General features: G+C 49.7%; 21 protein-coding genes and 1 riboswitch. Of the genes, 14 read left to right on the top strand and 7 right to left on the bottom strand.

All coding sequences use genetic code 11. The features are described from left to right. Window positions 1–16 precede the first annotated feature (16 nt). The 3 genes from spoT to gmk form a co-directional block, all read right to left on the bottom strand. Window positions 17–2,125, bottom strand: a complete 2,109-nt coding sequence (gene spoT, locus ACXAFQ_RS14155) for a bifunctional GTP diphosphokinase/guanosine-3',5'-bis pyrophosphate 3'-pyrophosphohydrolase (RefSeq protein ID WP_474823701.1) — start codon at window positions 2,123–2,125, stop codon at window positions 17–19. A 141-nt stretch (window positions 2,126–2,266) separates the two neighbouring features. Then, on the bottom strand, window positions 2,267–2,539 hold the full coding sequence (gene rpoZ, locus ACXAFQ_RS14160; protein WP_474823703.1) for a DNA-directed RNA polymerase subunit omega: 273 nt from the start codon (window positions 2,537–2,539) through the stop codon (window positions 2,267–2,269). Between the two features lie 311 nt (window positions 2,540–2,850). Then, window positions 2,851–3,495, bottom strand: a complete 645-nt coding sequence (gene gmk, locus ACXAFQ_RS14165) for a guanylate kinase (protein WP_070125890.1) — start codon at window positions 3,493–3,495, stop codon at window positions 2,851–2,853. Between the two features lie 118 nt (window positions 3,496–3,613). Here gmk and ACXAFQ_RS14170 point away from each other — a divergent pair, with 118 nt between their 5' ends. The 5 genes from ACXAFQ_RS14170 to ACXAFQ_RS14190 all read left to right on the top strand — a co-directional run bounded on the left by ACXAFQ_RS14170 (window position 3,614) and on the right by ACXAFQ_RS14190 (window position 8,444). Further along, entirely contained in the window at window positions 3,614–4,285 is a 672-nt protein-coding gene (locus tag ACXAFQ_RS14170) for an alpha/beta hydrolase (RefSeq protein WP_474823706.1), read from the top strand. 135 nt (window positions 4,286–4,420) lie between these two features. Beyond that, window positions 4,421–5,362: a hydroxymethylbilane synthase gene (gene hemC / locus ACXAFQ_RS14175; RefSeq protein ID WP_474823708.1), complete on the top strand. Its 942-nt coding sequence runs from the start codon at window positions 4,421–4,423 to the stop codon at window positions 5,360–5,362. A gap of 17 nt (window positions 5,363–5,379) precedes the next feature. Continuing rightward, window positions 5,380–6,090, top strand: a complete 711-nt coding sequence (locus ACXAFQ_RS14180) for a uroporphyrinogen-III synthase (protein ID WP_474823710.1) — start codon at window positions 5,380–5,382, stop codon at window positions 6,088–6,090. Window positions 6,091–6,093: 3 nt separating this feature from the next. Beyond that, window positions 6,094–7,278 (top strand): uroporphyrinogen-III C-methyltransferase, encoded by a 1,185-nt coding sequence (locus ACXAFQ_RS14185; RefSeq protein WP_474823712.1) that lies wholly within the window; start codon window positions 6,094–6,096, stop codon window positions 7,276–7,278. Continuing rightward, on the top strand, window positions 7,275–8,444 hold the full coding sequence (locus ACXAFQ_RS14190) for a heme biosynthesis HemY N-terminal domain-containing protein (RefSeq protein WP_474823714.1): 1,170 nt from the start codon (window positions 7,275–7,277) through the stop codon (window positions 8,442–8,444). The genes ACXAFQ_RS14185 and ACXAFQ_RS14190 overlap by 4 nt, the downstream gene beginning before the upstream one ends. Before the next feature lie 95 nt (window positions 8,445–8,539). On the opposite strand, the gene ACXAFQ_RS14195 is transcribed toward ACXAFQ_RS14190, so the two are convergent. The 3 genes from ACXAFQ_RS14195 to ACXAFQ_RS14205 all read right to left on the bottom strand — a co-directional run bounded on the left by ACXAFQ_RS14195 (window position 8,540) and on the right by ACXAFQ_RS14205 (window position 11,575). Then, complete coding sequence (locus ACXAFQ_RS14195; protein WP_474823716.1) at window positions 8,540–9,229, bottom strand: hypothetical protein; 690 nt, start codon at window positions 9,227–9,229, stop codon at window positions 8,540–8,542. Between the two features lie 255 nt (window positions 9,230–9,484). Beyond that, window positions 9,485–11,299, bottom strand: a complete 1,815-nt coding sequence (feoB, locus tag ACXAFQ_RS14200; protein ID WP_474823718.1) for a ferrous iron transporter B — start codon at window positions 11,297–11,299, stop codon at window positions 9,485–9,487. Window positions 11,300–11,341: 42 nt separating this feature from the next. After that, on the bottom strand, window positions 11,342–11,575 hold the full coding sequence (locus ACXAFQ_RS14205; protein ID WP_474823720.1) for a FeoA family protein: 234 nt from the start codon (window positions 11,573–11,575) through the stop codon (window positions 11,342–11,344). 201 nt (window positions 11,576–11,776) lie between these two features. Then, a riboswitch (TPP riboswitch) is annotated at window positions 11,777–11,889 on the top strand. 123 nt (window positions 11,890–12,012) lie between these two features. Here ACXAFQ_RS14205 and thiC point away from each other — a divergent pair. From thiC to thiH, 6 genes are read left to right on the top strand one after another with little or no spacing between them, the layout of a single operon-like run. Beyond that, window positions 12,013–13,911, top strand: coding sequence for a phosphomethylpyrimidine synthase ThiC (gene thiC, locus ACXAFQ_RS14210; protein WP_474823722.1), 1,899 nt, complete (start codon window positions 12,013–12,015; stop codon window positions 13,909–13,911). A 2-nt stretch (window positions 13,912–13,913) separates the two neighbouring features. After that, window positions 13,914–15,371: a thiamine phosphate synthase gene (thiE, locus tag ACXAFQ_RS14215; protein ID WP_474823724.1), complete on the top strand. Its 1,458-nt coding sequence runs from the start codon at window positions 13,914–13,916 to the stop codon at window positions 15,369–15,371. Beyond that, entirely contained in the window at window positions 15,364–16,137 is a 774-nt protein-coding gene (locus ACXAFQ_RS14220) for a HesA/MoeB/ThiF family protein (RefSeq protein ID WP_474823726.1), read from the top strand. The genes thiE and ACXAFQ_RS14220 overlap by 8 nt, the downstream gene beginning before the upstream one ends. Next, complete coding sequence (thiS, locus tag ACXAFQ_RS14225; RefSeq protein WP_070125901.1) at window positions 16,121–16,321, top strand: sulfur carrier protein ThiS; 201 nt, start codon at window positions 16,121–16,123, stop codon at window positions 16,319–16,321. Before ACXAFQ_RS14220 ends, thiS begins: the two co-directional genes overlap by 17 nt. Before the next feature lie 3 nt (window positions 16,322–16,324). Further along, window positions 16,325–17,095 (top strand): thiazole synthase, encoded by a 771-nt coding sequence (locus ACXAFQ_RS14230; protein ID WP_474823729.1) that lies wholly within the window; start codon window positions 16,325–16,327, stop codon window positions 17,093–17,095. Beyond that, window positions 17,092–18,207 carry a 2-iminoacetate synthase ThiH gene (gene thiH / locus ACXAFQ_RS14235; protein ID WP_474823731.1) on the top strand — a complete coding sequence of 372 codons (1,116 nt, stop codon included), beginning with the start codon at window positions 17,092–17,094 and terminating at the stop codon, window positions 18,205–18,207. The genes ACXAFQ_RS14230 and thiH overlap by 4 nt, the downstream gene beginning before the upstream one ends. Before the next feature lie 59 nt (window positions 18,208–18,266). Here thiH and ACXAFQ_RS14240 read toward each other — a convergent pair whose 3' ends face one another. Then, window positions 18,267–19,511, bottom strand: a complete 1,245-nt coding sequence (locus ACXAFQ_RS14240) for a DUF4861 family protein (protein WP_474823733.1) — start codon at window positions 19,509–19,511, stop codon at window positions 18,267–18,269. Window positions 19,512–19,708: 197 nt separating this feature from the next. Between ACXAFQ_RS14240 and kduD the strand changes: the two genes are divergently transcribed. Genes kduD through ACXAFQ_RS14255 form a run of 3 tightly spaced genes read left to right on the top strand, consistent with a single transcriptional unit; the run spans window position 19,709 to window position 22,337 of the window. Beyond that, window positions 19,709–20,470: a 2-dehydro-3-deoxy-D-gluconate 5-dehydrogenase KduD gene (kduD, locus tag ACXAFQ_RS14245; RefSeq protein ID WP_474823735.1), complete on the top strand. Its 762-nt coding sequence runs from the start codon at window positions 19,709–19,711 to the stop codon at window positions 20,468–20,470. Window positions 20,471–20,489: 19 nt separating this feature from the next. Beyond that, window positions 20,490–21,335, top strand: a complete 846-nt coding sequence (kduI, locus tag ACXAFQ_RS14250) for a 5-dehydro-4-deoxy-D-glucuronate isomerase (protein WP_474823737.1) — start codon at window positions 20,490–20,492, stop codon at window positions 21,333–21,335. Window positions 21,336–21,350: 15 nt separating this feature from the next. After that, window positions 21,351–22,337 (top strand): TRAP transporter substrate-binding protein, encoded by a 987-nt coding sequence (locus tag ACXAFQ_RS14255; RefSeq protein WP_474823739.1) that lies wholly within the window; start codon window positions 21,351–21,353, stop codon window positions 22,335–22,337.

Consider the following 22,337-nt stretch of genomic DNA (forward strand, 5'->3'; position numbering starts at 1 on the left):
AATCCTGTTCAAAAAATTAGTGTCGGGACTGACTGTGACGCGAGACCTTTTGTACTTCTGACATCGTTCTGATCTTCTTCATCACACGCGCAAGATGTACGCGGTTGTATGTCGTCAATTCAATATCAATAAAGTAGATATTACTTTCTTTTTCTTCTGTCTGGAGCCCGATAATATTGGAGTCGCAACCCGATATCATATTCGTCAGATTAGCCAGTGTACCTTGGTGGTTGTACAGTTCAATACGCAAAGAAGCTTTAAATTCACCTTGTGGTGTATCGTCCCACTGCATAGGCAGTACGCGCTGCGGTTCTTCTTTTGCCAACTTGCGAATGTTCTTACACCCTGTTTGGTGAATGGTCATACCGCGACCCGGGCTGAGTACGGCCACAATCTCATCATCAGGAATAGGATGACAGCAACGGGCATAATGCACTAACAAGCCTTCGGTACCACGAATAGCGACATTCCCTTTTTTGTCCGGAATTTCTGCCGATTCACCAAGTAGGCGGCGAGCAACGATGGCACTCAGCTCATTGCCCAATCCAATATCGGTAAGCAGGTCGTCGAAGGTTTGATGCTTTGTTTCCGCCACCACACGTTCAATGTCTTCCTGGGCGATGTCATCTAATTTCACCATCCCCAATGCATGACGCAACAAACGGTTACCCATGTTCACCGCTTCCTGAGAATGTTGCCTACGCAGATATTGACGAATTCTGGTACGTGCGCGTGCGCTCACTACAAAGTTTAGCCAATTAGCATTCGGCTTCGCCTTTGGCGAGGTGATGATTTCGACAGTCTGACCATTTTCCAGCGGCTTGCTCAAGCTGTAGTTTCTGCGTTCTACCCGCACACCCACACAGGTGTTACCGATATCAGAGTGCACCGCATAAGCGAAGTCTACAGCCGTCGCGCCCATAGGTAACTCAATGATGCGACCATCCGGTGCAAATACGTAGATTTCTTCGGGGAAAAGATCCGTTTTAACGGATTCGATGAACTCGAAGCTCGAGCTTGCGCTCTGTTGCAGTTCCAGCAGCGACTGCATCCACTTACGCGCGCGTAATTGGGCGGTGGTGTCGCTATCGCCGGGCTCTTTATAAAGCCAGTGCGCAGCCACCCCTTTATCTGCCATTTGGTCCATTGCCTGAGTACGAATCTGCACTTCCACAGGAATACCATGAGGGCCCACCAACGAGGTATGCAATGACTGATAACCGTTAGTGCGCGGAATGGCAATGTAATCTTTAAAGCGGGTTTCAATGGGCTTGTACAAACTGTGCATCGCGCCAAGTGAGCGATAACAGTTGTCCACGCTTTCAACCACAATCCGGAACGCATAGATGTCCATCACTTCATTGAACATCAGCTCTTTATTTTTCATTTTGCGGTAGATGGAATAAAGATGCTTTTCGCGGCCGACAACCTTACCGTCAATCTTGTGTTCACTGAGACGGGTTGTCAGTTCCTGACGAATATTATCGATGATTTCCTTTCGATTACCACGGGCCTGCTTTACTGCGGATTTCAATGCACGATGACGCATGGGATACATGGCCTGAAAGCCCAAATCCTCAAGCTCGTTCTTCACATCGTGAATACCCAAACGGTGGGCAATGGGCGCGTAGATTTCCAGGGTTTCCCGGGCAATACGACGGCGTTTATCTGGGCGTAACGAGCCCAGCGTACGCATATTGTGAGTGCGGTCAGCCAGTTTGATGAGAATAACCCGGATGTCCTGCACCATGGCCATCATCATTTTACGGAAGTTCTCTGCCTGGGCTTCCTGCTTGCTGCTGAAGGCGATTTTATCAAGCTTACTTACGCCTTCCACCAGCTCGGCGACAGTATCGCCAAATGCTTCAGCGAGGTCTTCCTGACTGTAATGCGTATCTTCGATAACATCGTGCAGCAACGCTGCCATTAATGTTTCGTGATCCAGGTGCATGTCGGCAAGAATGCCAGCCACTGCAACCGGATGGGTGATGTAGGGATCACCACTAGATCGCATCTGCCCGTCATGGGCTTCATGAGCTAAAACAAAGCTATCCTGCACCAGCTGAACGCGATCAGCAGGCAGATACTCAGAAATTTTTTGTTTTAAACCCTCGAATAAATACACGTGTAGATCACTTTCCTGCAAATAAAGCTAATAGAAACAGAATAATGGAGTATGGTGGGGAATGCCACTAACAAAAACGCCAGCGAACTTTTATTTTAGTTCACTGGCGTTAGTAGTCTGTAATGCAGTCGGTATTGCCGATTACTGTTCAGACAGGATATTCGCTACAGAAGCGAAATCCGCACTTTCCTGTCTTTCCTGATCGCGTAGATCATCTTGATCTAGCGTATCAACATTTACCAAACCTTCTTCGATTTCACGCAATGCGGTAACCGTAGGTTTATCGTTCTGCACATCTACCAGTGCATCTTTACCTTCGGTAGCCAACTGGCGCGCACGACGTGCTGCAACCAGTACGAGGTCAAAGCGGTTACCAACTTTATCTACGGCGTCTTCTACTGTTACGCGGGCCATGTAATTCTCCGAAAATGAAATTAGGCGTAAAACTTAAAAAATGGCCGCGTAGTATACAACACACAACCACGATGTAATAGTACTTTTGCGATCTGGGGTGGCGGCACAAAGCTGTAAAGCGGAAGTATAATCCGTAGCGAACACACCGTGAACCCGTCCTTGGGGGCTCTAATGCAGCATCCATGCTGCATAAGGTTCACTACGAATCATACTTCCCGCTCAGTACAGCTTCGTTCCGCCTCCTATCTTTAAAGATTCGGCTTCCCACGCTGACCGTTCCGCGCGCCTAGTCAGATCCCTATAATCCTGAGCTAGCTTTTCTCACCAATGAGATCAGCAATCAGATCCACATGACGGATCTGCTGCTTTACGGTACGCATGCGCTGCGAGCACACAATGGCTTCCAATTCAGACAGCGCGGTGGAGAAATCGTCGTTCACCAGTACATAGTCAAATTCATTATAGTGCGACATTTCAGACACTGCTTCTTCCATACGGCCATCAATCACGCTTTCTGAATCCTGACCCCGATTATTCAATCGCTGGCGCAGTACTTCGGTGGACGGCGGCAGAATAAAGATGCCGCAGGTATCTGGCATCAGCGCTTTTACCTGACGGGCACCCTGCCAGTCGATATCCAGAAACACGTCAATGCCGCGATGCAAGGTTTGCTCAATGGTAACCCGAGAGGTGCCGTAGTAATTACCAAACACTTCGGCGTATTCGAAAAATACACCCTGCTCGATGAGTTGCTCGAACTGTTCATGTGACACAAAGTGGTAATGCACGCCATCAACCTCACCCGGACGCGGTGCCCGTGTGGTGTGAGAAACCGAAACCTGCATGGGAAAACGTTGATTTCCGTCATGCTTTTCAAGCAATGCTTTTATTAAACTGGATTTTCCTGCGCCAGAGGGGGCAGCCAGAATAAATAAATTACCGAGTAAAGAAGCCATAGTCTGTGCTTTTTGTCATCATGATGTGGTGATTTCAGACGGCAATGGTAGCATAGCCCTATCATTTGAGTAATCGTGAAATCATTCACGCTATCAAGAGCGACACTGAAGCACATTTATGACTGCAGAATTATTACCGTACGTTGAAGTAAATACTGGCGAAAATCCACAGGCCTGCGTGATCTGGTTACACGGTCTGGGCGACTCGGGCAATGGCTTTTCGCCCATTGTGCCAGAACTACATCTCCCAGAGTCGATGCCGGTGCGGTTCCTGTTTCCCCATGCGCCAGAGCGGGCGGTTACCATTAATAATGGCATGGTAATGCGTGCCTGGTACGACATTAAAAGCTTCGATTTGGATAACCGCGCAGATTTAACCGGCGTGCTGGAATCCATGGAGCAGGTTAATGCATTGGTAGAAGCACAACACGAGGCAGGATTTGCCTATGACAAAATCGTGCTGGCCGGATTCTCACAAGGCGGCGTAATTGCGTTGCATCTGGGTACCCGCATCAAGCATAAAATTGCCGGTATCATGGCGCTATCGACCTATATGTGTAAACCGGAGTTATTGGCTGACGAAGCCGCGCAGGAAAATAAAGCCACGCCAGTTATGATGGCGCATGGCGTTCAGGACCCTGTAGTCCCTGTGGCATTAGGAAAAATGGCATTTGATGCACTGGAGCAGAACGGTTTCTCGGCTACGTGGCAAACCTACACCATGCAGCACAGTGTGTGTTTGCAGGAAGTCGAAGATATTAGTGCATGGTTACAAAAGGTACTTGCCTGATTTTTTGCCAAGCAGACCACACAGAATAAATAGTCCTGATAACGGTTATGGGAGACAACCGGTGCAGGATTTTCGCTTTCAGTTACAATCTCCCTGTGCTTTTAAAGTAATTAGTGAACAGTTTCAGGACGTCGTATGAGTCAACAACCTATTGCCCGTAACACCATCCGTATCGCCACCCGCAAAAGCGCACTGGCGTTGTGGCAGGCAGACTATGTGAAAGAACAATTGCTGATGGCCCATCCGCATCTGCACGTGGAGCTGGTGCCAATGAGCACGCAAGGTGACCGAATTCTGGACACGCCATTAGCAAAAATCGGGGGCAAGGGTCTGTTCATTAAAGAACTGGAAGTCGCCATGCTGGAAGGGCGTGCAGATATTGCCGTTCACAGCATGAAAGATGTGCCTGTTGAATTCCCGGAGGGCTTCGGACTACATACGATTTGCCCTCGCGAAAATCCATTTGATGCATTTGTATCTAACACTGTCGCGACCATTGATAATTTACCGCACGGTGCAGTAGTGGGTACATCAAGCCTGCGTCGTCAGTGTCAGATCCGCAAACATCGCCCAGACTTAGTTATCAAAGATCTCCGGGGTAATGTGAACACACGTTTGGCCAAGTTAGATAACGGCGAATACGATGCGATTATTCTGGCTGCAGCTGGGTTAATTCGCCTTGGCATGCAAGACCGGATCGCCCATGAACTGTCGCCTGAATTATCACTCCCTGCTGTGGGTCAAGGCGCAGTAGGCATTGAATGTCGTAACGACGACATCGAACTCATCGCCCTGCTCGGTGCGCTGAACCATGCGGATACTGAAGACCGCGTGACTGCCGAGCGTGCCATGAATGCGCGTTTGGAAGGGGGTTGTCAGGTGCCTATCGGCAGTTTTGCCACGCTCGCAAGCGACACCCTCACGCTAACAGGTATGGTGGGCAGCGTAGACGGTAAAACATTACTTTATGCATCTGCCACCGGCTCACGTGAGAAAGCCGCGGTACTCGGCGTTGAAGTTGCCGAATCTCTACTGGCTCAAGGTGCTGGTGAAATTTTAAAAGCGCTTCACGACTAAGGCTGAATCGTTACGCAATGATACTGATCACCCGCCCCGCGCAGAAACTGACGAAAAGTGTCGCGTGTTTTCGTCGGGCGGGTATTGCCACAACCGGCTGTGCACCGGTAACCATTGGGCCTTGCGATCAAGCAGTTACTGCCTGCCAGCACACCTTGATAAACACCCCGCCAGACTATGTCATCGTTACCAGTGCATTTGCTGTAGCCGCCCTTCCCCCTGCTTCAAAAATCCGTTCCAACATTTTATGGTTTGCCGTAGGCAATGCCACGGCGGTAGCTTTGCGGGAAGCGGGCTTTAATGCCGGGGTGCCAGAACAGCAAAATTCAGAAGGATTACTGGCACTTTCGCAACTTCGGGATGCAAAGTCGCGGCAAATCATTATTATTAAAGGACAAGGTGGTCGAACCACTTTAAGTAATACGCTCCTTGCACAGGGCAATCACGTAGAAGTATTCGACGTGTATCATCGGGAAAAGTTAGATAACCCCGTACTAACAGATAATTGGCAGTGGCAGCAGATCACAGGCATAGTGGCTACCAGTGCAGAAATGGCGGAACAGTTGTTTCGCTTTTATGATGGAAAGACTTTACAAGCACAACGCTGGCTCACCGTCAGCGAGCGGATTGCAACACACTTAAAAAGCCTGGGCGTGAGTAACGTTGGAGTGTGCAATGATGCCAGTGATAACACGCTGATTGCTTGGATAAAGGATAATTGGGAGTAAACCATGGCTGATAACGATAAACAGAAAACTGACTCAGTACTTGTAGTGCCGCCGGAGAAATCTAAGGAAAAGTCGCCGCCGAAAGCGTCTGCTCATGCATCAGACAAAAAGGCAGCGACGACGGCAGACAACAAGCCACCTAAGCATCCCTCCCATGCTGGTTTGTGGATTGCCATTTTGTTTACCCTTTGCGTAGCGATAGGTGTGGGCGCAGCGGGTTATTGGTTTATCTGGCAGAAAGATACCGGCAATGCCGAACTTATCAGCGAGCAAAAATCACAGAAACAGACTCTGGGCGCTCTGAACAATGAAAACGAACAACTTCAGCGCCAACTTATCGAACTGGAGAAGAGCAAGCAGGCACTGGCTAGCACGGTAAGTAAACTGTCTGAGCAAACCGATGCGATGCAGTTGCAAACCGAACAGTTACTCTCTCAGTTAAACGATATGGAAGGTCGTCGCCCTGCTGACTGGCTACTCGCCGAAGCAGATTACTTAGTACGTATGGCGGGTCGTAAAGTGTGGCTTGAGAAAGATACCGACACGGCCATTATGTTATTGGAGAATGCCGATCAACGCTTGAAAGAGTTATCTGACCCTTCTGTGATTCCGGTTCGTGGGCTCATTTCCCAGGATATTCAAACCCTGCGCCAGGTGAATGGTGTAGATCGAGTTAAACTGGCCTTGTCACTTTCAGGCTTCCTGGCGCAAGCCGATAGCCTGCCAGTTAAAACTTTTACTCGACCAGAAGACAACACCAACGATGAAGCGCTGTCAGAGTCAGTCAGCGACTGGAAAGATAACTTAGCCAAAGTCTGGCACGCCATTGTAGATGACTTTATTTCGGTACGCCGCACCGAAGCCCCCGTCACGCCACTGATGACCACCGAAGAAATCTGGTTGTATAAAGAGCAGCTGAAACTGCAGGTGATGCAAGCGCAGTCTGCCGCTATGTCGGGTGACAATGATCTTTATACCCAATCACTGGCGAATGCACAGACATTACTCAGCGAAAAATTCGATACCGCCACAGCAGAAGTCGTCGGTGCACAGCAAACACTTTCAGAACTCGCATCAATGGATGTGAAAGAAAACATGCCGGAAGACCTAGCGTCAATGGCACCACTGCAACGCTTGCTCGAATCTCGTGTAAACAGTGCTTATGGCAACAGCGAGGCGTCGCTATGAAACGATTGATTTACGGCATTTTACTCGTGGTGGCCGTACTCGCCGCCATGCTGATTGCGCCGCAGGTTATCGGCGACAAAGGTTATGTTTTAATCTCCATGGGTCAATGGCATATCGAAATGTCGGTAGTTAGCCTGTGCATTACCGTCTTCGTTGCTTTAATTATCTTATGGGTGCTATGGCGATTCGTTGGTGCAACATTGGGGTTATTTAAAGGGTCAAAGCAATGGTTTGGTGGCTTATCACGTCGTAAACGCCAACGTCGCCTGTATCAAGGTATTCAAGCCATGGTGGAAGGTGACTTCGCGGCTGCGAAAAAGTACCTGCAAGACACCACCGATGGCGACTTCGATGGCGTGAATTACCTGGCTGCGGCACAGGTAGCTCAGGCGCTGAACGAGCCCGAGCGGGTTCGCTATCTGCTAGAGCAAGCTGCCGAATACGATAATGCGAAAACCGCAGCCCACCTGGCATCCGCTCGTTTGGAAATAGAACAAGGCAAGCCGCAGGCAGCGCTGGATAAACTTAATGAATTAGACGAGAAGAAGCGCCAGCATCCGCAAGTTATTCGTCTTCGTGCCCGGGCCATGGCAGAGTTAGGCCACTGGCAAGAACTCGAAAGTGCGTTACCTGAATGGCGTAAGCAATTAAAAGACGATTATGTTGTATGGGCGCAAAAAGTCGCCAAAGGCAAGTTTGCCGAAATCGCCAGTAAGCAAGGCGCGAACGCGCTGCGTCAGCACTGGGACAACATGCCACGTAAACTCCGCCACGACGATGCGTACCGGGCTGCTTATGTGCAGCAATTGCTCGAGCAAGGCATGCATCACGATGCCGAAGCCTGTCTTGTGGAATGGCAGAAGAAAGGACCAAATCCGATTCTATTGCCTTATATGGCAGAACTCAGCATTCCAAATCCGGCTGCTGCAATTCGCTTACTGGAAGACTGGATTAAGAAAGACGGCACCAATCCACAGCTGTTTTCGGTACTTGGTCACCTTGCAATGAATGCCGGTGACGATATCCTGGCCGAGAAGGTGTTACTGAAAGCTGTGAAATTGCGTGAGAATCCGCGAGATTTTGAAGCACTCGCTACCATCAGTGAACACCGCCATGACGATTCTGGCGCACTCGCCATGTACAAGCGCAGTATGGAAGTTGAGTAACTAAACTACCCACGAACTACTCTCGCTTTCAAATACAAAGAAGCCCGCAAATGCGGGCTTCTTTTTGCAAATTCGGTATGTTGCCGAAAATGCGATTACTTTTTGTTACGGCGTGAACGTGCGCCGAAAGCCGCCATGCTAAGCGCCAGCAAACCGAAAGTAGCAGGCGCATTAACATTAGAGATTGGTGGTGGTGGCGTTACCGCGTTAATACCTACACCTGTGGTGAAATCATCCCACGAAGTAATGCCACCTGGATCAGTTCCGCCTACGCGCAGAGCAGAAATATAGGTATTAGGGTCGAATACAACACCAAAGAATTCGGTACGACCACTACCTGGCGTGGAGTCGAAATCAAATACTGTTTCAACACCGGTATTTGCATCGGTAAGTGTTAATGTCATACCACCGCCGTCGTTGTCAAACACATCGAAACCGACTGCATTCACCCATGTAGGGAACTCAACATTAAATTCGATCAGAGCTGCACCGTTACGATTACCACTCACATTGTAACCTGACGAAGAGATCATACTCCCATTACCCGTTTCTGAGTAAGTGTTACCCAATGCAGAAGTAAAGGTTCCCGAGCCACTTGCACCGGCAAGAGTATCAATATCGAAGCTTGCCAGTTCAGCTTCCCATGCTGCACGTGCTTCAGACGGCGTCATTGGTACGTCGGCAGTTGGCGTGGTAGAACCTTGAAATAACAGAACGGCGTGTGCGTTACTCGCCAATAAAGCAGCAGCGGTCGCGCCTGCTAATAATAATTTATTAAATTTCACAACTAATTCCTTTTTTTCCATGTTAAACAATGAATTCGGATTTAAAATCCGAATAAATCCGCAGTTTTTTAGCAAAAATTGATCCATTAGAAAAAAGGCACGTGATTTCAACAATTAACTATTTATTTAAACTCTCTACAATAAAAATATGTAAATAAATCTGACACTTCCCAATATTTATTTACGAATATAAAAAAATCCGACCTCATCACTGAAATCGGATAATTCATAAAAAAGTGCTAGTTTAATAAATTACTATAAGAAAAAGTTAACACCTACGGCAATTAAATAAGCCAGCACGCCGTAACCCACATATAAACCCCACGCGAGTTTATTGCTGCCGGTTTCACCTTTCAACATAGCGACGGTTGCTACACATTGCAGTGCGACTACATAAAACAAGACTAGGCCCAGTCCAGCGCCGGTTGTCAAGCCGTCAGCCTGGATACGCTCAGCCAAACCACCGACATTGTCTTCAGCGCCATCCATACCAAACAGCGTACCGAGTGCACCTACGAAGACTTCACGGGCAAGAAATGACATCAGAATGGCTACACCGTAGCGCCAGTCTAGCCCCATGGGCGCGAACACCGGCTCGATAAAGTGGCCAATCTGCCCCAGCCAACTGTCTTGTAGTTTCGACTCCATTGGAAAATAACCCAGGATCCAGATCCCCACTGATACCATGAAGATAATCGGTGCAGCCCGGCGGACAAATTGTAAACCACTGTCGATGACACGAAATGTCAGTGGCTTCCAGTGCGGTAAGCGATAGGTTGGCAGTTCGAGAATAAACGGCATATCCGATTCTTCAAGATCCCGGGGCAAGAAGCGATTAAGAAACTGGCTCACGATCAGCGCTACCACGATACCGAAGAAATAAAGACCAAAAAACGCTGCGCCCTGCATTCCGAAAATGCCCAGGAAAGTGCCGTCTTCAGGCACCAGTACCGCCACCAGCAGTGCATATACCGGCAAGCGGGCCGAACATGACATCAGCGGAATAGTTAGCATGGTAATCATGCGTTTATGCGGTGATTCAATAGTACGGGCTGCCATAATGGCGGGAATGGCACATGCGTGCCCGGAAAGATAGGGAATAAAGCTACGGCCAGACAAGCCAACCGCACTGAGTGGCCGATGACACATTAATGCTGCACGGGCCAGATAACCACTGTCTTCCAGCAGACCGATAATCAAGGTAAGTACCATAATTTGTGGCACGAATACCAAAAACGAACCTAACCCGCCAAAAATCGCATCGTTAAAGAAATCAGTGACAATGCCCTCGGGGGTGACTGCGCTTACGCCCTCAGCGACACTACCAATGAGCGATTCCATCCCGTCCATCAAAGGTGCTGCCAGCGTGAAGATACTTTGGAACAATACAAACATCACAGCCAGGAACACCACTGAACCTGTCCAGCTATTCAGCAAAAAGCGGTCGACACTGTTTTGGTTACGTAATACAACGTCCAGTTTCAGGCCGTATTTTCCGGCTAACTCCTGACTTCTGTGAACTGCAGATTCACCTTTGCCAATAGAATTAAACGGCTTGTGCTCTTCCGACTCGGCAGCAATTTCCAGCATGCTGGTTTTAAATTCGTGCAGGCCATCAAGGGTACGGGCAGACAGCGCCATCACCGGACTACCGAGGTCTTTGCTTAACGCTTTTGTGTCGATATCTTCGCCAATCCGGCGTACTTCGTCGATAAAATTGAGGGCAAATACTACAGACTTGTTGTTTTCACGCGCCAACTGCTGAACCTGCAGTCCAAGCACCAAACTGCGCTCTAGACGGGTAGCATCAAGCACGCACACCACCAGCGAGGTGTCATCCCGCTCAATGGACTGAGTAATTTCCCTGATCGCAATTTCTTCATCGCGGCTGAGGCCGCGCATAGTGTAGGTACCGGGAAGGTCAACCACTTCAAAACCTGCACACTGACCCCGTTTTACTTCTACCGTAACACCAGGATAATTCGCTACTTTTTGTCGCAGGCCGGTTAATTGATTGAATAAAAGACTCTTGCCGGAATTTGGCTTTCCGACCATAAGAATGCGTTGCATGGAATACGTACCCTGTTACTTGTGACAGCGGAAAAACGAGCGTTAGTTACGTGCTTCGATTTCAATTTGAGCGGCGAGATTTTCTTCGATTGCAAACACGCTGCCACCCAATTGCATGACAATAGGGCCGCCCAATGGGCCTTTTCTGACGCACTGTATGTCTCTGCCAACTTGAATGCCCATCTCAGAAAGTCGCTCTTTTACGTTCTCAGCCAATTCAGATTTCACTGAGATAATGAGCGCCTGCTGTTTGGTATTAAGTTCCCACAATGTCATAGGATGTCTCTGTAGTTATTAGTGATTACCTGTTTAAAAACAAGTTCACAAAATCCAACAAATCGGATTTTAAAAATTTCAGGAAGGGTACAAGAAAGTGGATAAATGAACCAGAGACATTACTCATCATATCGTCGAAGTTCACATCTCTAACGTTGAGACAAAGCTTGTGTTCTTTTTCAATCCGTGATTATAGTAAAATAGAACTTGTCGGAGTGCTTCGTTTTCTGATGAAAACAAGCTGAGACCGCATTGCGGGATCCGTTGAACCTGATCAGGCTAATACCTGCGAAGGGAACAAGCATGCAAAATCACGTAGTTTGTCTACAGATTCGTCTGTTGGCAAAACCAAGCCCGGCGTTCGTCTGGTTTTATGATTTTGTGCTTTGTGACTTCACTCCTGACAAGCATTTAATACCGACCAAGGAACAAATGCTATGTCAACACGACGCTTAAACCGCCAACAGGCACAATCGTTTATCCACTCACTTCAGGGTGAGAATTTTCCTAACTCTTATCGTCACTATCTCACCGATGAAGCGCACACTATGCGTGTTCCGGTGCGAATGATTGCGCAATCGCCTACACGCATCGACGCCGATTCAGAAGAGCTTAATCCCCCCATTCCCGTATATGACGCGTCAGGTCCCTTCGGCGACCCGGAATGCGAAGTGGATGTAACAGCAGGTATTGCGGATACTCGCGGCCCCTGGATTACCGAGCGTAATGATACTGGCGTTGTCGACAAGTCTGAATCCGATTACACCCAAGCCAGAGACAAAGACATCACCACAGAGTCTATTCGCTTTAAAGCGCGCCCGGTTATTCGCAAAGCACTGCCTGAGAAAATCGTGACGCAATTACACTATGCCCGCCGCGGCATTGTTACGCCGGAGATGGAGTTTATTGCAATCAGGGAAAACATGGCTCGGTCTACCATTCATGACGAGCAACTCTTGCGTCAGCATAAAGGCGAGCCGTTTGGCGCTACCATTCCTGCTCAAATCACCGGCGAGTTTGTGCGCCAGGAAGTAGCGGCAGGTCGCGCCATCATTCCGGCCAATATTAATCATCCAGAAGCGGAGCCGATGATCATTGGGCGTAATTTCCTGGTGAAGGTGAACGCTAATATTGGTAATTCTGCGGTGACATCGTCTATTGAAGAAGAAGTCGAAAAGCTGGTGTGGGCCACCCGTTGGGGCGCAGATACGGTAATGGACTTATCAACAGGACGAAATATTCATGAAACCCGTGAATGGCTATTGCGCAACAGCCCAGTACCGATAGGCACGGTGCCCATTTATCAGGCACTGGAGAAGGTCAATGGCGTTGCGGAACAGCTTAACTGGGAAGTCTTTCGCGATACGTTGATTGAACAGGCTGAGCAAGGCGTAGATTACTTCACTATTCATGCTGGCGTTCTGTTGGCGTTTGTACCCATGACCGCTGAACGGGTGACCGGCATTGTTTCCCGTGGCGGTGCCATTATGGCCAAATGGTGTCTTTATCATCACCAGGAAAGTTTCCTGTATGCGCATTTCCGCGAGATTTGTGAGATCTGCGCGGCCTATGACGTGAGCTTGTCGCTAGGTGATGGCCTGCGCCCCGGTTCGGTTGCCGATGCCAATGACGAAGCCCAGTTTGCTGAGCTGCGTACCTTGGGAGAATTAACCAAAATCGCCTGGGAATATGATGTGCAGGTGATGATTGAAGGCCCTGGCCACGTGCCGATGCACATGATCAAAGAAAATATGGATGAGCAACTTAATCACTGCCACGGCGCGCCATTCTACACACTTGGCCCACTCACTACCGATATTGCTCCGGGCTACGACCACTTTACCTCGGGCATTGGCGCTGCGCTAATCGGCTGGTTTGGTTGTGCCATGCTGTGCTATGTCACACCGAAAGAACACCTCGGACTACCTGACAAAGAAGATGTTAAGCAAGGCTTAATCACCTACAAAATTGCGGCTCATGCAGCCGATTTGGCAAAAGGTCATCCCGGCGCGCAAATCCGCGACAATGCGATGTCGAAAGCCCGCTTCGAATTTCGCTGGGAAGATCAGTTTAATCTGGCGTTAGACCCGTTCACCGCAAGAAGCTATCACGATGAAACGCTGCCACAGGCATCGGGCAAGGTCGCCCATTTTTGCTCTATGTGCGGCCCCAAATTCTGCTCGATGAAGATTTCTCAGGAAGTGCGCGATCACGCCCAGTCACAGCAGGAAAAACTGTCTTCAGAAGAGAAAAAGCATGGTATGGCCGCCATGGCAAAACAGTTTTCTTCCACCGGCGGCGAACTCTATGTAAACGCAAGCACTCTGGAGCGCTAAATATGAACCCTGTAGTGCTTACTATTGGCGGCACCGATAGCAGTGGTGGCGCCGGACTACATCAGGATATGCGCAGCGTGCAATGTTTCAACGTGGTTCACCGCAGTGTGGTGTCTCTTGTTTCTGCGCAAACCCAAAACAAGCTACTGCATTGCGAAGCGGTATCTGACGATATGTTCCTCGCGCAACTTGATGCGGCATTCTGCCCCGAACCACCCGATGCGATTAAATTGGGTGCACTGGCGAACGATGCGCAGGTCTATCAGCTAGTCACTTTACTAAACCAACACCCCGATATTCCTGTGGTGTGGGACCCGGTGCTGACAACCTCCACAGGCGGGAGTCTGAGCCAACTCTCATTCGACGGGATTGCCACCTTGATAAGTCGCGTGACAGTACTCACACCTAACCTGCCTGAACTGGAATACCTTACCGGATTTGCGCTGCGAACCAACAGTAATGAGCTTGAAGCTGCCCATCAATTACTGACCTTGGGCTGCAACCATGTTCTGGTAACCGGAGGCCATCGCAGCCAGCCTTCGCCCTTATGCGATACACTCTACAACCCGGAAAACATCTGGCAGTTTCTTCCTCACAGTAAAGCCGCCCGTACCTTGCGCGGTTCAGGCTGCTTACTTGCGTCCGCTATCGCCAGTGCGTTGGCGTTACACTATGATGCAGAAGATGCCATTTGCTACGCCGAAGCTGTGGTAGCCAGCGGTTTCAGCGTCGCGACGCCGGCGAACGATGAAATTAGCCACTTAATGAAAAGCCCTCCGCCTCCTCAGTCACTGCATTTTCCGCAAGTGATTAAAGGTCTGGGGCACAAACCCTTTGCACTAAAATTTCCGTCACTGCACATGGCAAACCCTGGGCTCTATCCTGTAGTAGACAGCGTGGAATGGTTGAGACAACTACTGCCTTTGGGCTTTGATATTATTCAATTACGCATTAAACGCGTGTCTGATAGCCTAAGTGAACAAATTCGCGAGGCCGTTCGACTGGCGGAAACCTTTAGTACCCAGCTTTTTATTAATGATCATTGGCAACTTGCCATTAAGCACAATGCCTATGGCGTACATTTAGGGCAGGACGATCTCGAAGCGGCAGACTTAGCCGCTATCTCTCAGGCAGGATTGCGACTTGGTATCTCCACGCATGGCTATGCAGAGCTATGCCGGGTGTTACCGTTAAAACCCTCTTACATTGCACTTGGACACATCTTTCCAACCCGAACCAAAGCTATGCCTTCACAACCCCAAGGCACACAACGCCTGGCTGACTATCAAAGACTTTGTGGAGAAATTCCAACCGTGGCCATTGGTGGCATTGCGCTGCACAATATCGACAGTGTTATTGCTACCGGCGTTTCTTCCGTTGCCGTGGTTACCGCCATCACCGAGAGTGCTGACGTACCCCGGGCGGTAGAAGCACTGAAAGGGAGAATTGCACATGCTTAACGCATCGGAATACTCCCGATACAGTCGTCATTTGTTGCTTGATGACTTCGATGAACACGCTCAGCGTCGTTTGAGCAACGCCAAAGTTACCCTGTTTGGTGTGGGCGGACTGGGATGCCAGGTAGCATCGGCACTGTCGGCTGCCGGTGTGGGGGAGATGGCACTGATAGATGACGATACCATCGAGCTGAGCAACCTGCCCCGGCAGTGGTTATTTACGGAAAAAGACATCGGGCAGAAAAAGGCAGAAGTTGCCCGCACCCGCCTGTTGGCAATGCAATCTGCCTGCACTTTACATTGCATCACCAACTTCAACGATGTCGCCACCCGCGATGCGCACCTGACAACATCGCAATTGCTAATCGACTGCACCGACTCGTTTACCAGCCGATTAGCAATCAATGCGCTCGCCGTCACCCACAGCGTACCGTTGATAAGCGCAGCAGCGAGTGGCTTTATCGCCACTGCAACCGCTTTTAACCCTAGGATTACAGGCCCCTGCTATGCATGCCCAGAATATAACAGTGAGCAGTCACTTACATGCTTCGAGCAGGGCATATTCAGTCCGGTAGTGGCCATTGCCGGTCAACTTCAGGCCATGATGGCATTGTCTTACCTAAGCGGTATTCGCGTCCCCGAATGGGGTTCGCTTCATCACTTTAATGGTCAGAACTTGATAATGCGGCAGTTCAACATTCAGAAGAATCCGGATTGCCCAACGTGTTCCAAAATCCACAGGAGTGAAGACCATGCGCATTCACTGTAACGATGAACAGCTTGAGGTACCTGAGGATTGCTCACTGGTCAGTATCATCCAACGATTCAACGAGCAGGAAGGCGCGTTGGCTGTGGCCGTGAACCAAACGATTATTCCCACATCTCGCTGGCAGCTGCAGACATTAGAGGAAGGTGACGTGGTTGATATATTTACATTAGTTGCTGGGGGTTAAAGCATGCTTAACATTGCAGAACAGTCATTCTCATCACGATTACTTACTGGTACCGGTAAATTTGGTCACCCGGATATTCTCAAAGCGGCGCTAGTTGCTAGCCGAACCTGTATGGTTACTCTGGCCTTGAAAAGATTGAACCAACATCACCAGCAAGACAGCACATTGCAGGTGTTAAGAACGCTTCCCGTTACCCTGCTGCCAAATACTTCTGGCGCCGCTACAGCAGACGAAGCCGTTTATGCCGCGAAACTCGCTAGAGAGCTGCTTGGCACACCTTGGGTAAAACTGGAAATTCACCCCGACCAGCGCTTTTTGCTTCCCGACCCGGTAGAAACGCTGCGTGCCGCAGAACAGCTGTGTGAAGCCGGCTTTCACGTGCTGCCGTATTGTCATGCCGATCCGGTACTGTGCAAACGCCTTGAAGAAGTGGGCTGCGCCGCCGTGATGCCGCTGGGAGCACCTATTGGCACCAATCAGGGTTTGCAAACACGGGATTTCCTGCAAATCATCATTGAACAATCAAACGTGCCGGTTATTGTTGACGCCGGTATTGGCCGTCCCAGTCAGGCTTGCGAGGCGATGGAAATGGGCGCAGATGCGGTGTTGGTGAACACGGCAATCGCAACATCCAACGATCCTGTCGCTACTGCATCGGCTTTCGCTAAAGCCGTAGAGGCAGGCAGAGAGAGTTTTCTGGCCGGCGCCCCTTTAGCGCAACGAAACGCATCGGCAACGAGTCCGTTCACCCAGTTTTTGGAGACCTTGTCATGAGGTCGGCAGATGCACTAAGGCAATATGAATGGGATGATGTTTCGCTAACACTCTATGCTAAGACGCAACGCGATGTGCACTCTGCTCTGCGCCATCCGGCTCCTGGATGGCAAGAGTTCCTAGCACTCATTTCACCTGCAGCCGAAGCCAGCTTGCCGAGCATGGCAGAAAAAGCCAATGCACTCACTCGCCAGCGGTTTGGTAATACCGTGTCGATGTTTGTGCCCCTTTACCTTTCTAATTTGTGCGCAAATGAATGTACTTACTGTGGTTTCACCATGAGTAATAAAATTCGCCGGGTGAAGCTAAGTCCAAAGCAGATTAATGACGAGGTCCGGGCCATAAAAACTATGGGGTTCGACTCGTTGCTACTGGTTACCGGCGAACATGAAACCAAAGCGGGGATGGCCTATTTCAATGAAGTGATCCCGCTAATCAGGCCACATTTCTCTCACCTTGCTATGGAAGTACAACCCCTCAGTACCGATGATTATCGCAAGCTGATAAAGCTCGGCGTAGACAGCGTGCTGGTATATCAGGAAACCTATCATCGGCTCCAATACGGGCAGTACCATTTGCGCGGTCAGAAGCAGGATTTTGACTGGCGGCTTGAAACGCCCGACCGCCTCGGCGAAGCTGGAATAAATAAAATTGGGCTAGGCGCATTGCTGGGTTTATCCGACTGGCGAACGGACAGTGCATTTACAGCAATGCACCTTCATCTGTTGCAAAAAGCGTTCTGGAAAACCCGGTTTTCAATCGCTTTTCCCCGCATTAAACCCTGCGCCGGTGATCAGTTTTCACCCGTAAGCGACATCACCGATAAGCAACTTGTTCAACTTATCTGCGCTTACCGGATTTGCTTTCCTGAAGTGGAATTAAGTTTATCAACCAGAGAGAGTGCAACGTTTCGCGATAGTGTGGTGCCGCTGGCAATTAACCAGCTATCTGCCGCGTCGCAAACCCAACCCGGAGGCTACAGCGAAAAAAGTGATGCGCTGGAGCAATTTTCTACTGAGGACACGCGCTCGGCTAACGATGTAGCTGCCAACCTTTTAGCTCAGGGCATTGAGCCAGTCTGGACCGACTGGCTGCAACAATTCGGAAGATAAAATAAAGCGGGTGCGAAGTGTCGCACCCGTTTTATTGAAAAGCACGTACGGTAACGAAATTAGCCGGCTGTCACTGGACTTGCCAACGCTTTCAGCTTCGTTTTCAGTAACGCAACGAACCCAGCTTCATCTTTCGGGCTGTCAGGATGCGAAGGCCATACTGCCATGAATTGGTAAGACAATTCGGTAGCAGGTTTAAACTCGATAAGATAATCGTGCTCAGCTTCAAACTTGCGGCTAATGTCATCAACTTTGTAAAACAGCGCCATGCCCAATTCGTCGTCCTCGCCTAGCAGGCTTTGTTTACCGTAAGTGGCAATCACGCCGTAGCCGTTCATTTCAAGCTCTACATAGTTAACGCCAGCGTGCTTCACGACTCCCGTCACCAGGTTATCTACTGGCTCAGATAAGTTCACCGTCAATAACGTTGAGGGATCGCCCGCGTTAATCGCGTAATGTGCCGTGGCATCAACAGTTTTACCCGCGACTTTCCAACCATCGTAATTTACGGTGAAACCGGCAGACAGCTTGTCATCGTTATCCAGTTTCCACGACATTTCAGCCACGTTTTGCATGTGCATAACGTTGTCGCCGTCCATACGACCGAACGAACCTAACCCAAGCGCTTTACCCACTTTCAGAACGTCAGCGCCCCACTCGCTCAGCTCATGGTAATTGTCGTAACCGTCCTGACCCACCTGGTGTAATACGGGTTCATTACCGGTTTTCACAAAGATATCGGTACCGTTGCGCCAATCCAGATACAAACGGTAGCCAACTAGGTCATTCTCCCAGCCCGGTCCTTCGTAACGTAAATAGTACGAATGGTCGGTGAGCTGCTGCGGCGCAGTAAAAGACTCCACATTCTCGAAACTAAATCCTTCCGCTTCATATTTACTGCCGTTCCATTCACCACCGTTACGTACAGATAGTTCTGCATAAGCGACATCCGGTGCCTCGGGTGCATTGTCCACCAGTGCAATAGGGGCTTTCTGACCGGGTTCCAGTGTGACTAAAACGTTAAGAACATCCTCCCCCTGTGCATTTTTTACCCACTCAGAAGGAAAATCAGCGACTTTTTTTGTCACCGCGTCGGCGTCAGAAAAATCGCTAGCCGGAAAAGAAAGCAACTGTGGCAATGCAGCACCCCCTTGTGGATTCGATACCGATAAAGATGCAACCTCAGATTGCTCAGAAGTCTTTACTTGCGGGCTCTGTGAAGCAGTTTCCGCACTTTTATCCGGGCTGCAGGCGGCAGCAGAAAGGGCCAGTAAAATACTCAGCGATAGTGTCTTTTTGTTCATCTTGCGCTCCGTGTAGGGGTCAGTAAGTCAGCAAATACTTTGCACTAATATATTGACAATTGCCACCGGTGGCAATTATTTTAAATATTGTTAACATTGTAAACCCGGTGTGCTAATAATGGTTTGAGCGGACATAAGTGCTCGTCAGCCGTTTACAACACCGGCCAAATTCGACGCTTAATTAGAAAGGAAAAGTCATGCCCAACTTCAGTCTGAAGGGAAAACGCGCACTGGTTACCGGCGCAAGCCGAGGAATTGGTCAAGCGATGGCGGTCGCTCTGGCAGAAGCCGGTGCAGATGTGATCTGCGCCAGTTCCCGTGAAGGTGGTTGTGAAAAAACCATCAACATCATCAAAACGAAAACTGACGTTATGGTAGCCGAACTCCACGCGGATTTATCCGATCTCGCTGCGGTAGAGAAACTGGCAGACGATGCACTGAGCGTGTGGCGGGGTATCGACATTCTGGTGAACAACGGTGGCACGATTTTCCGCAGCCCAGCGGTAGACTTTCCATTGGAGCAATGGCAGCACGTTTTGCGGGTAAACACCGATTCAGCATTCCTGCTCAGTCAGAAAATCGGCAAACAAATGATTGAGCAAGGTAGCGGAAAAATTATCAACACCGCATCGATGCTCAGCTATAGCGGCGGCATCACCGTTCCTGCCTACACCGCCAGCAAACACGCTATCGCCGGACTCACCAAAGCACTAGCGAACGAATGGGGTAAATCCAACATTCAGGTGAATGCCATTGCACCTGGCTACATTCGTACCGACAACACCCAGGCCCTGCAAGACGACGAAGGTCGCAGCAAAGAAATTATTGCCCGTATCCCGGCAGGCCGCTGGGGAGAAACCGAAGACCTTAAAGGCGCACTGGTATTTCTTGCCAGCGAAGCCAGCAACTATGTGAACGGCCATGTACTTGCCGTTGATGGCGGCTTTTTAGCCCGATAACTGAAAAGAGACAGGCACCATGAGCACCGAACACGAAATTCGTTACGCTGTAGGACAGCGAGAAGTTAAAGGCTACGACACGCAAGAATTGCGTGATGCATTCCTGGCAGACAAGCTGATGCAGGAAGGCAAAATCTATTGGATATACAGCCACTATGAGCGCTTCATGGTGGGTAGCGCTGTACCCACCAATACGCCACTGAAGCTGGAAACCCTCGACGACCAGTTGAAAATGCACTTCTTCACCGCCCGCCGCGAAGTGGGTGTTATTAACGTAGGCGGCACCGGCACCATCACTGTGGGTGATACCGTCTACGAATTAGCGCGCGAAGAAGCCCTGTACATCGGTATGGGTAATGAGCATGTTGAATTTGCATCAAACGATGCCAGCCAACCTGCCAAGTTTTATCTGAATTCCGCACCTGCACACCACGCTTACCCATGTAAGAAAGTGGGTAAAGGCGACGCCAACGTGCTTGAACTGGGCAGCCCGGAAACCTGCAACGAACGCAAAATAAACCAGCTTTTGATCAATACCGTGGTTGATACCTGTCAATTGCAAATGGGCCTCACCCGTTTGGAACCAGGTAGCGTGTGGAACACCATGCCTGCCCACCAGCACGACCGTCGTAACGAAGTCTATTTCTACTTCGATATTGCTGAAGGTCGGGCGGTGAGTCACTTCATGGGCGAGCCCAAAGAAACCCGTCATATCTTCGTAGCCAACGAACAAGCGGTGCTGTCTCCACCTTGGTCGATTCATTGTGGCTGTGGCACAGCAAACTACGCGTTCATTTGGGGCATGGCCGGTGAAAACCTGGACTATGACGATATGGATAAATTTCCCCCTAACGAGCTCAGATAAGAAGTCGAGGTGAGTATGTTGCGCCTTAAGGTTACACCGCTGTTCCTGGTTGCCACTCTGGTAACCCTGCTTTTTGGATGCGGTAGTAAACAAACCAGCGATGTGTCCATTTTACGTTTAGGTCATACGCTGGACACCCAGCACTCCGTACACAAAGCCATGGTGTATTTTGGTGAACGCCTGAGTGAATATTCTGGCGGCACTATGCAGGTTGCGATTTATCCTGGCAGCCAACTTGGTACCGAACGTGAAATGATCGAGCTGCTGCAAATCGGTTCGTTAGACATGACGAAAGTGTCTGCCAGCCCACTGGAAGGCTTTGCGCCTGAAATGCAGATTTTCAGTTTGCCCTACGTGTTCCGCGACAGCGACCACTTCTGGAAAGTACTGAACAGCGACGTAGGAAAAGGCCTGCTTACCGGTGTGGAAGCTTTTAAATTGAAAGGACTCGGGTACTACGACGCAGGAAGTCGTAGCTTTTACACGACCGATCGCCCTATTCACTCACCTGCCGATCTTCAAGGCATGAAAATTCGCGTGCTTAACAGCCCTACAGCCGTAAAAACAGTGCGCGCGTTGGGTGGTGCAGCCACGCCAGTGTCTTGGGGCGAGCTATACACCGCACTGCAACAAGGTGTGGTAGATGGCGCAGAGAATAATCCGCCAAGCTATTACCTGTCCCGTCATTACGAAATTGCGCGCTACTACTCGCTAGACGAACACACTTCGGTACCTGACGTTATGCTGATGTCGCTTCGTACATTTAACAATTTTACCGCCCAGCAACAGCAATGGGTGCAACAAGCCATGCTCGATTCGGTGGTATACCAACGCAAGCTTTGGCAGGAATCTACGCTGGAATCACTGGAGAAAGTGAAGGCCGATGGCGTTGAAGTGATTTATCCAGATAAACAACCTTTCGTCGACGCCGTAAAGCCGTTCCATGACAGCTTTAAAGGTACCGATGTGGGTAACTTGCTTGAACAAATTAAGGCAATGTAA

The sequence above is a fragment of the Alteromonas sp. ABH2_165 genome (assembly GCF_056159945.1).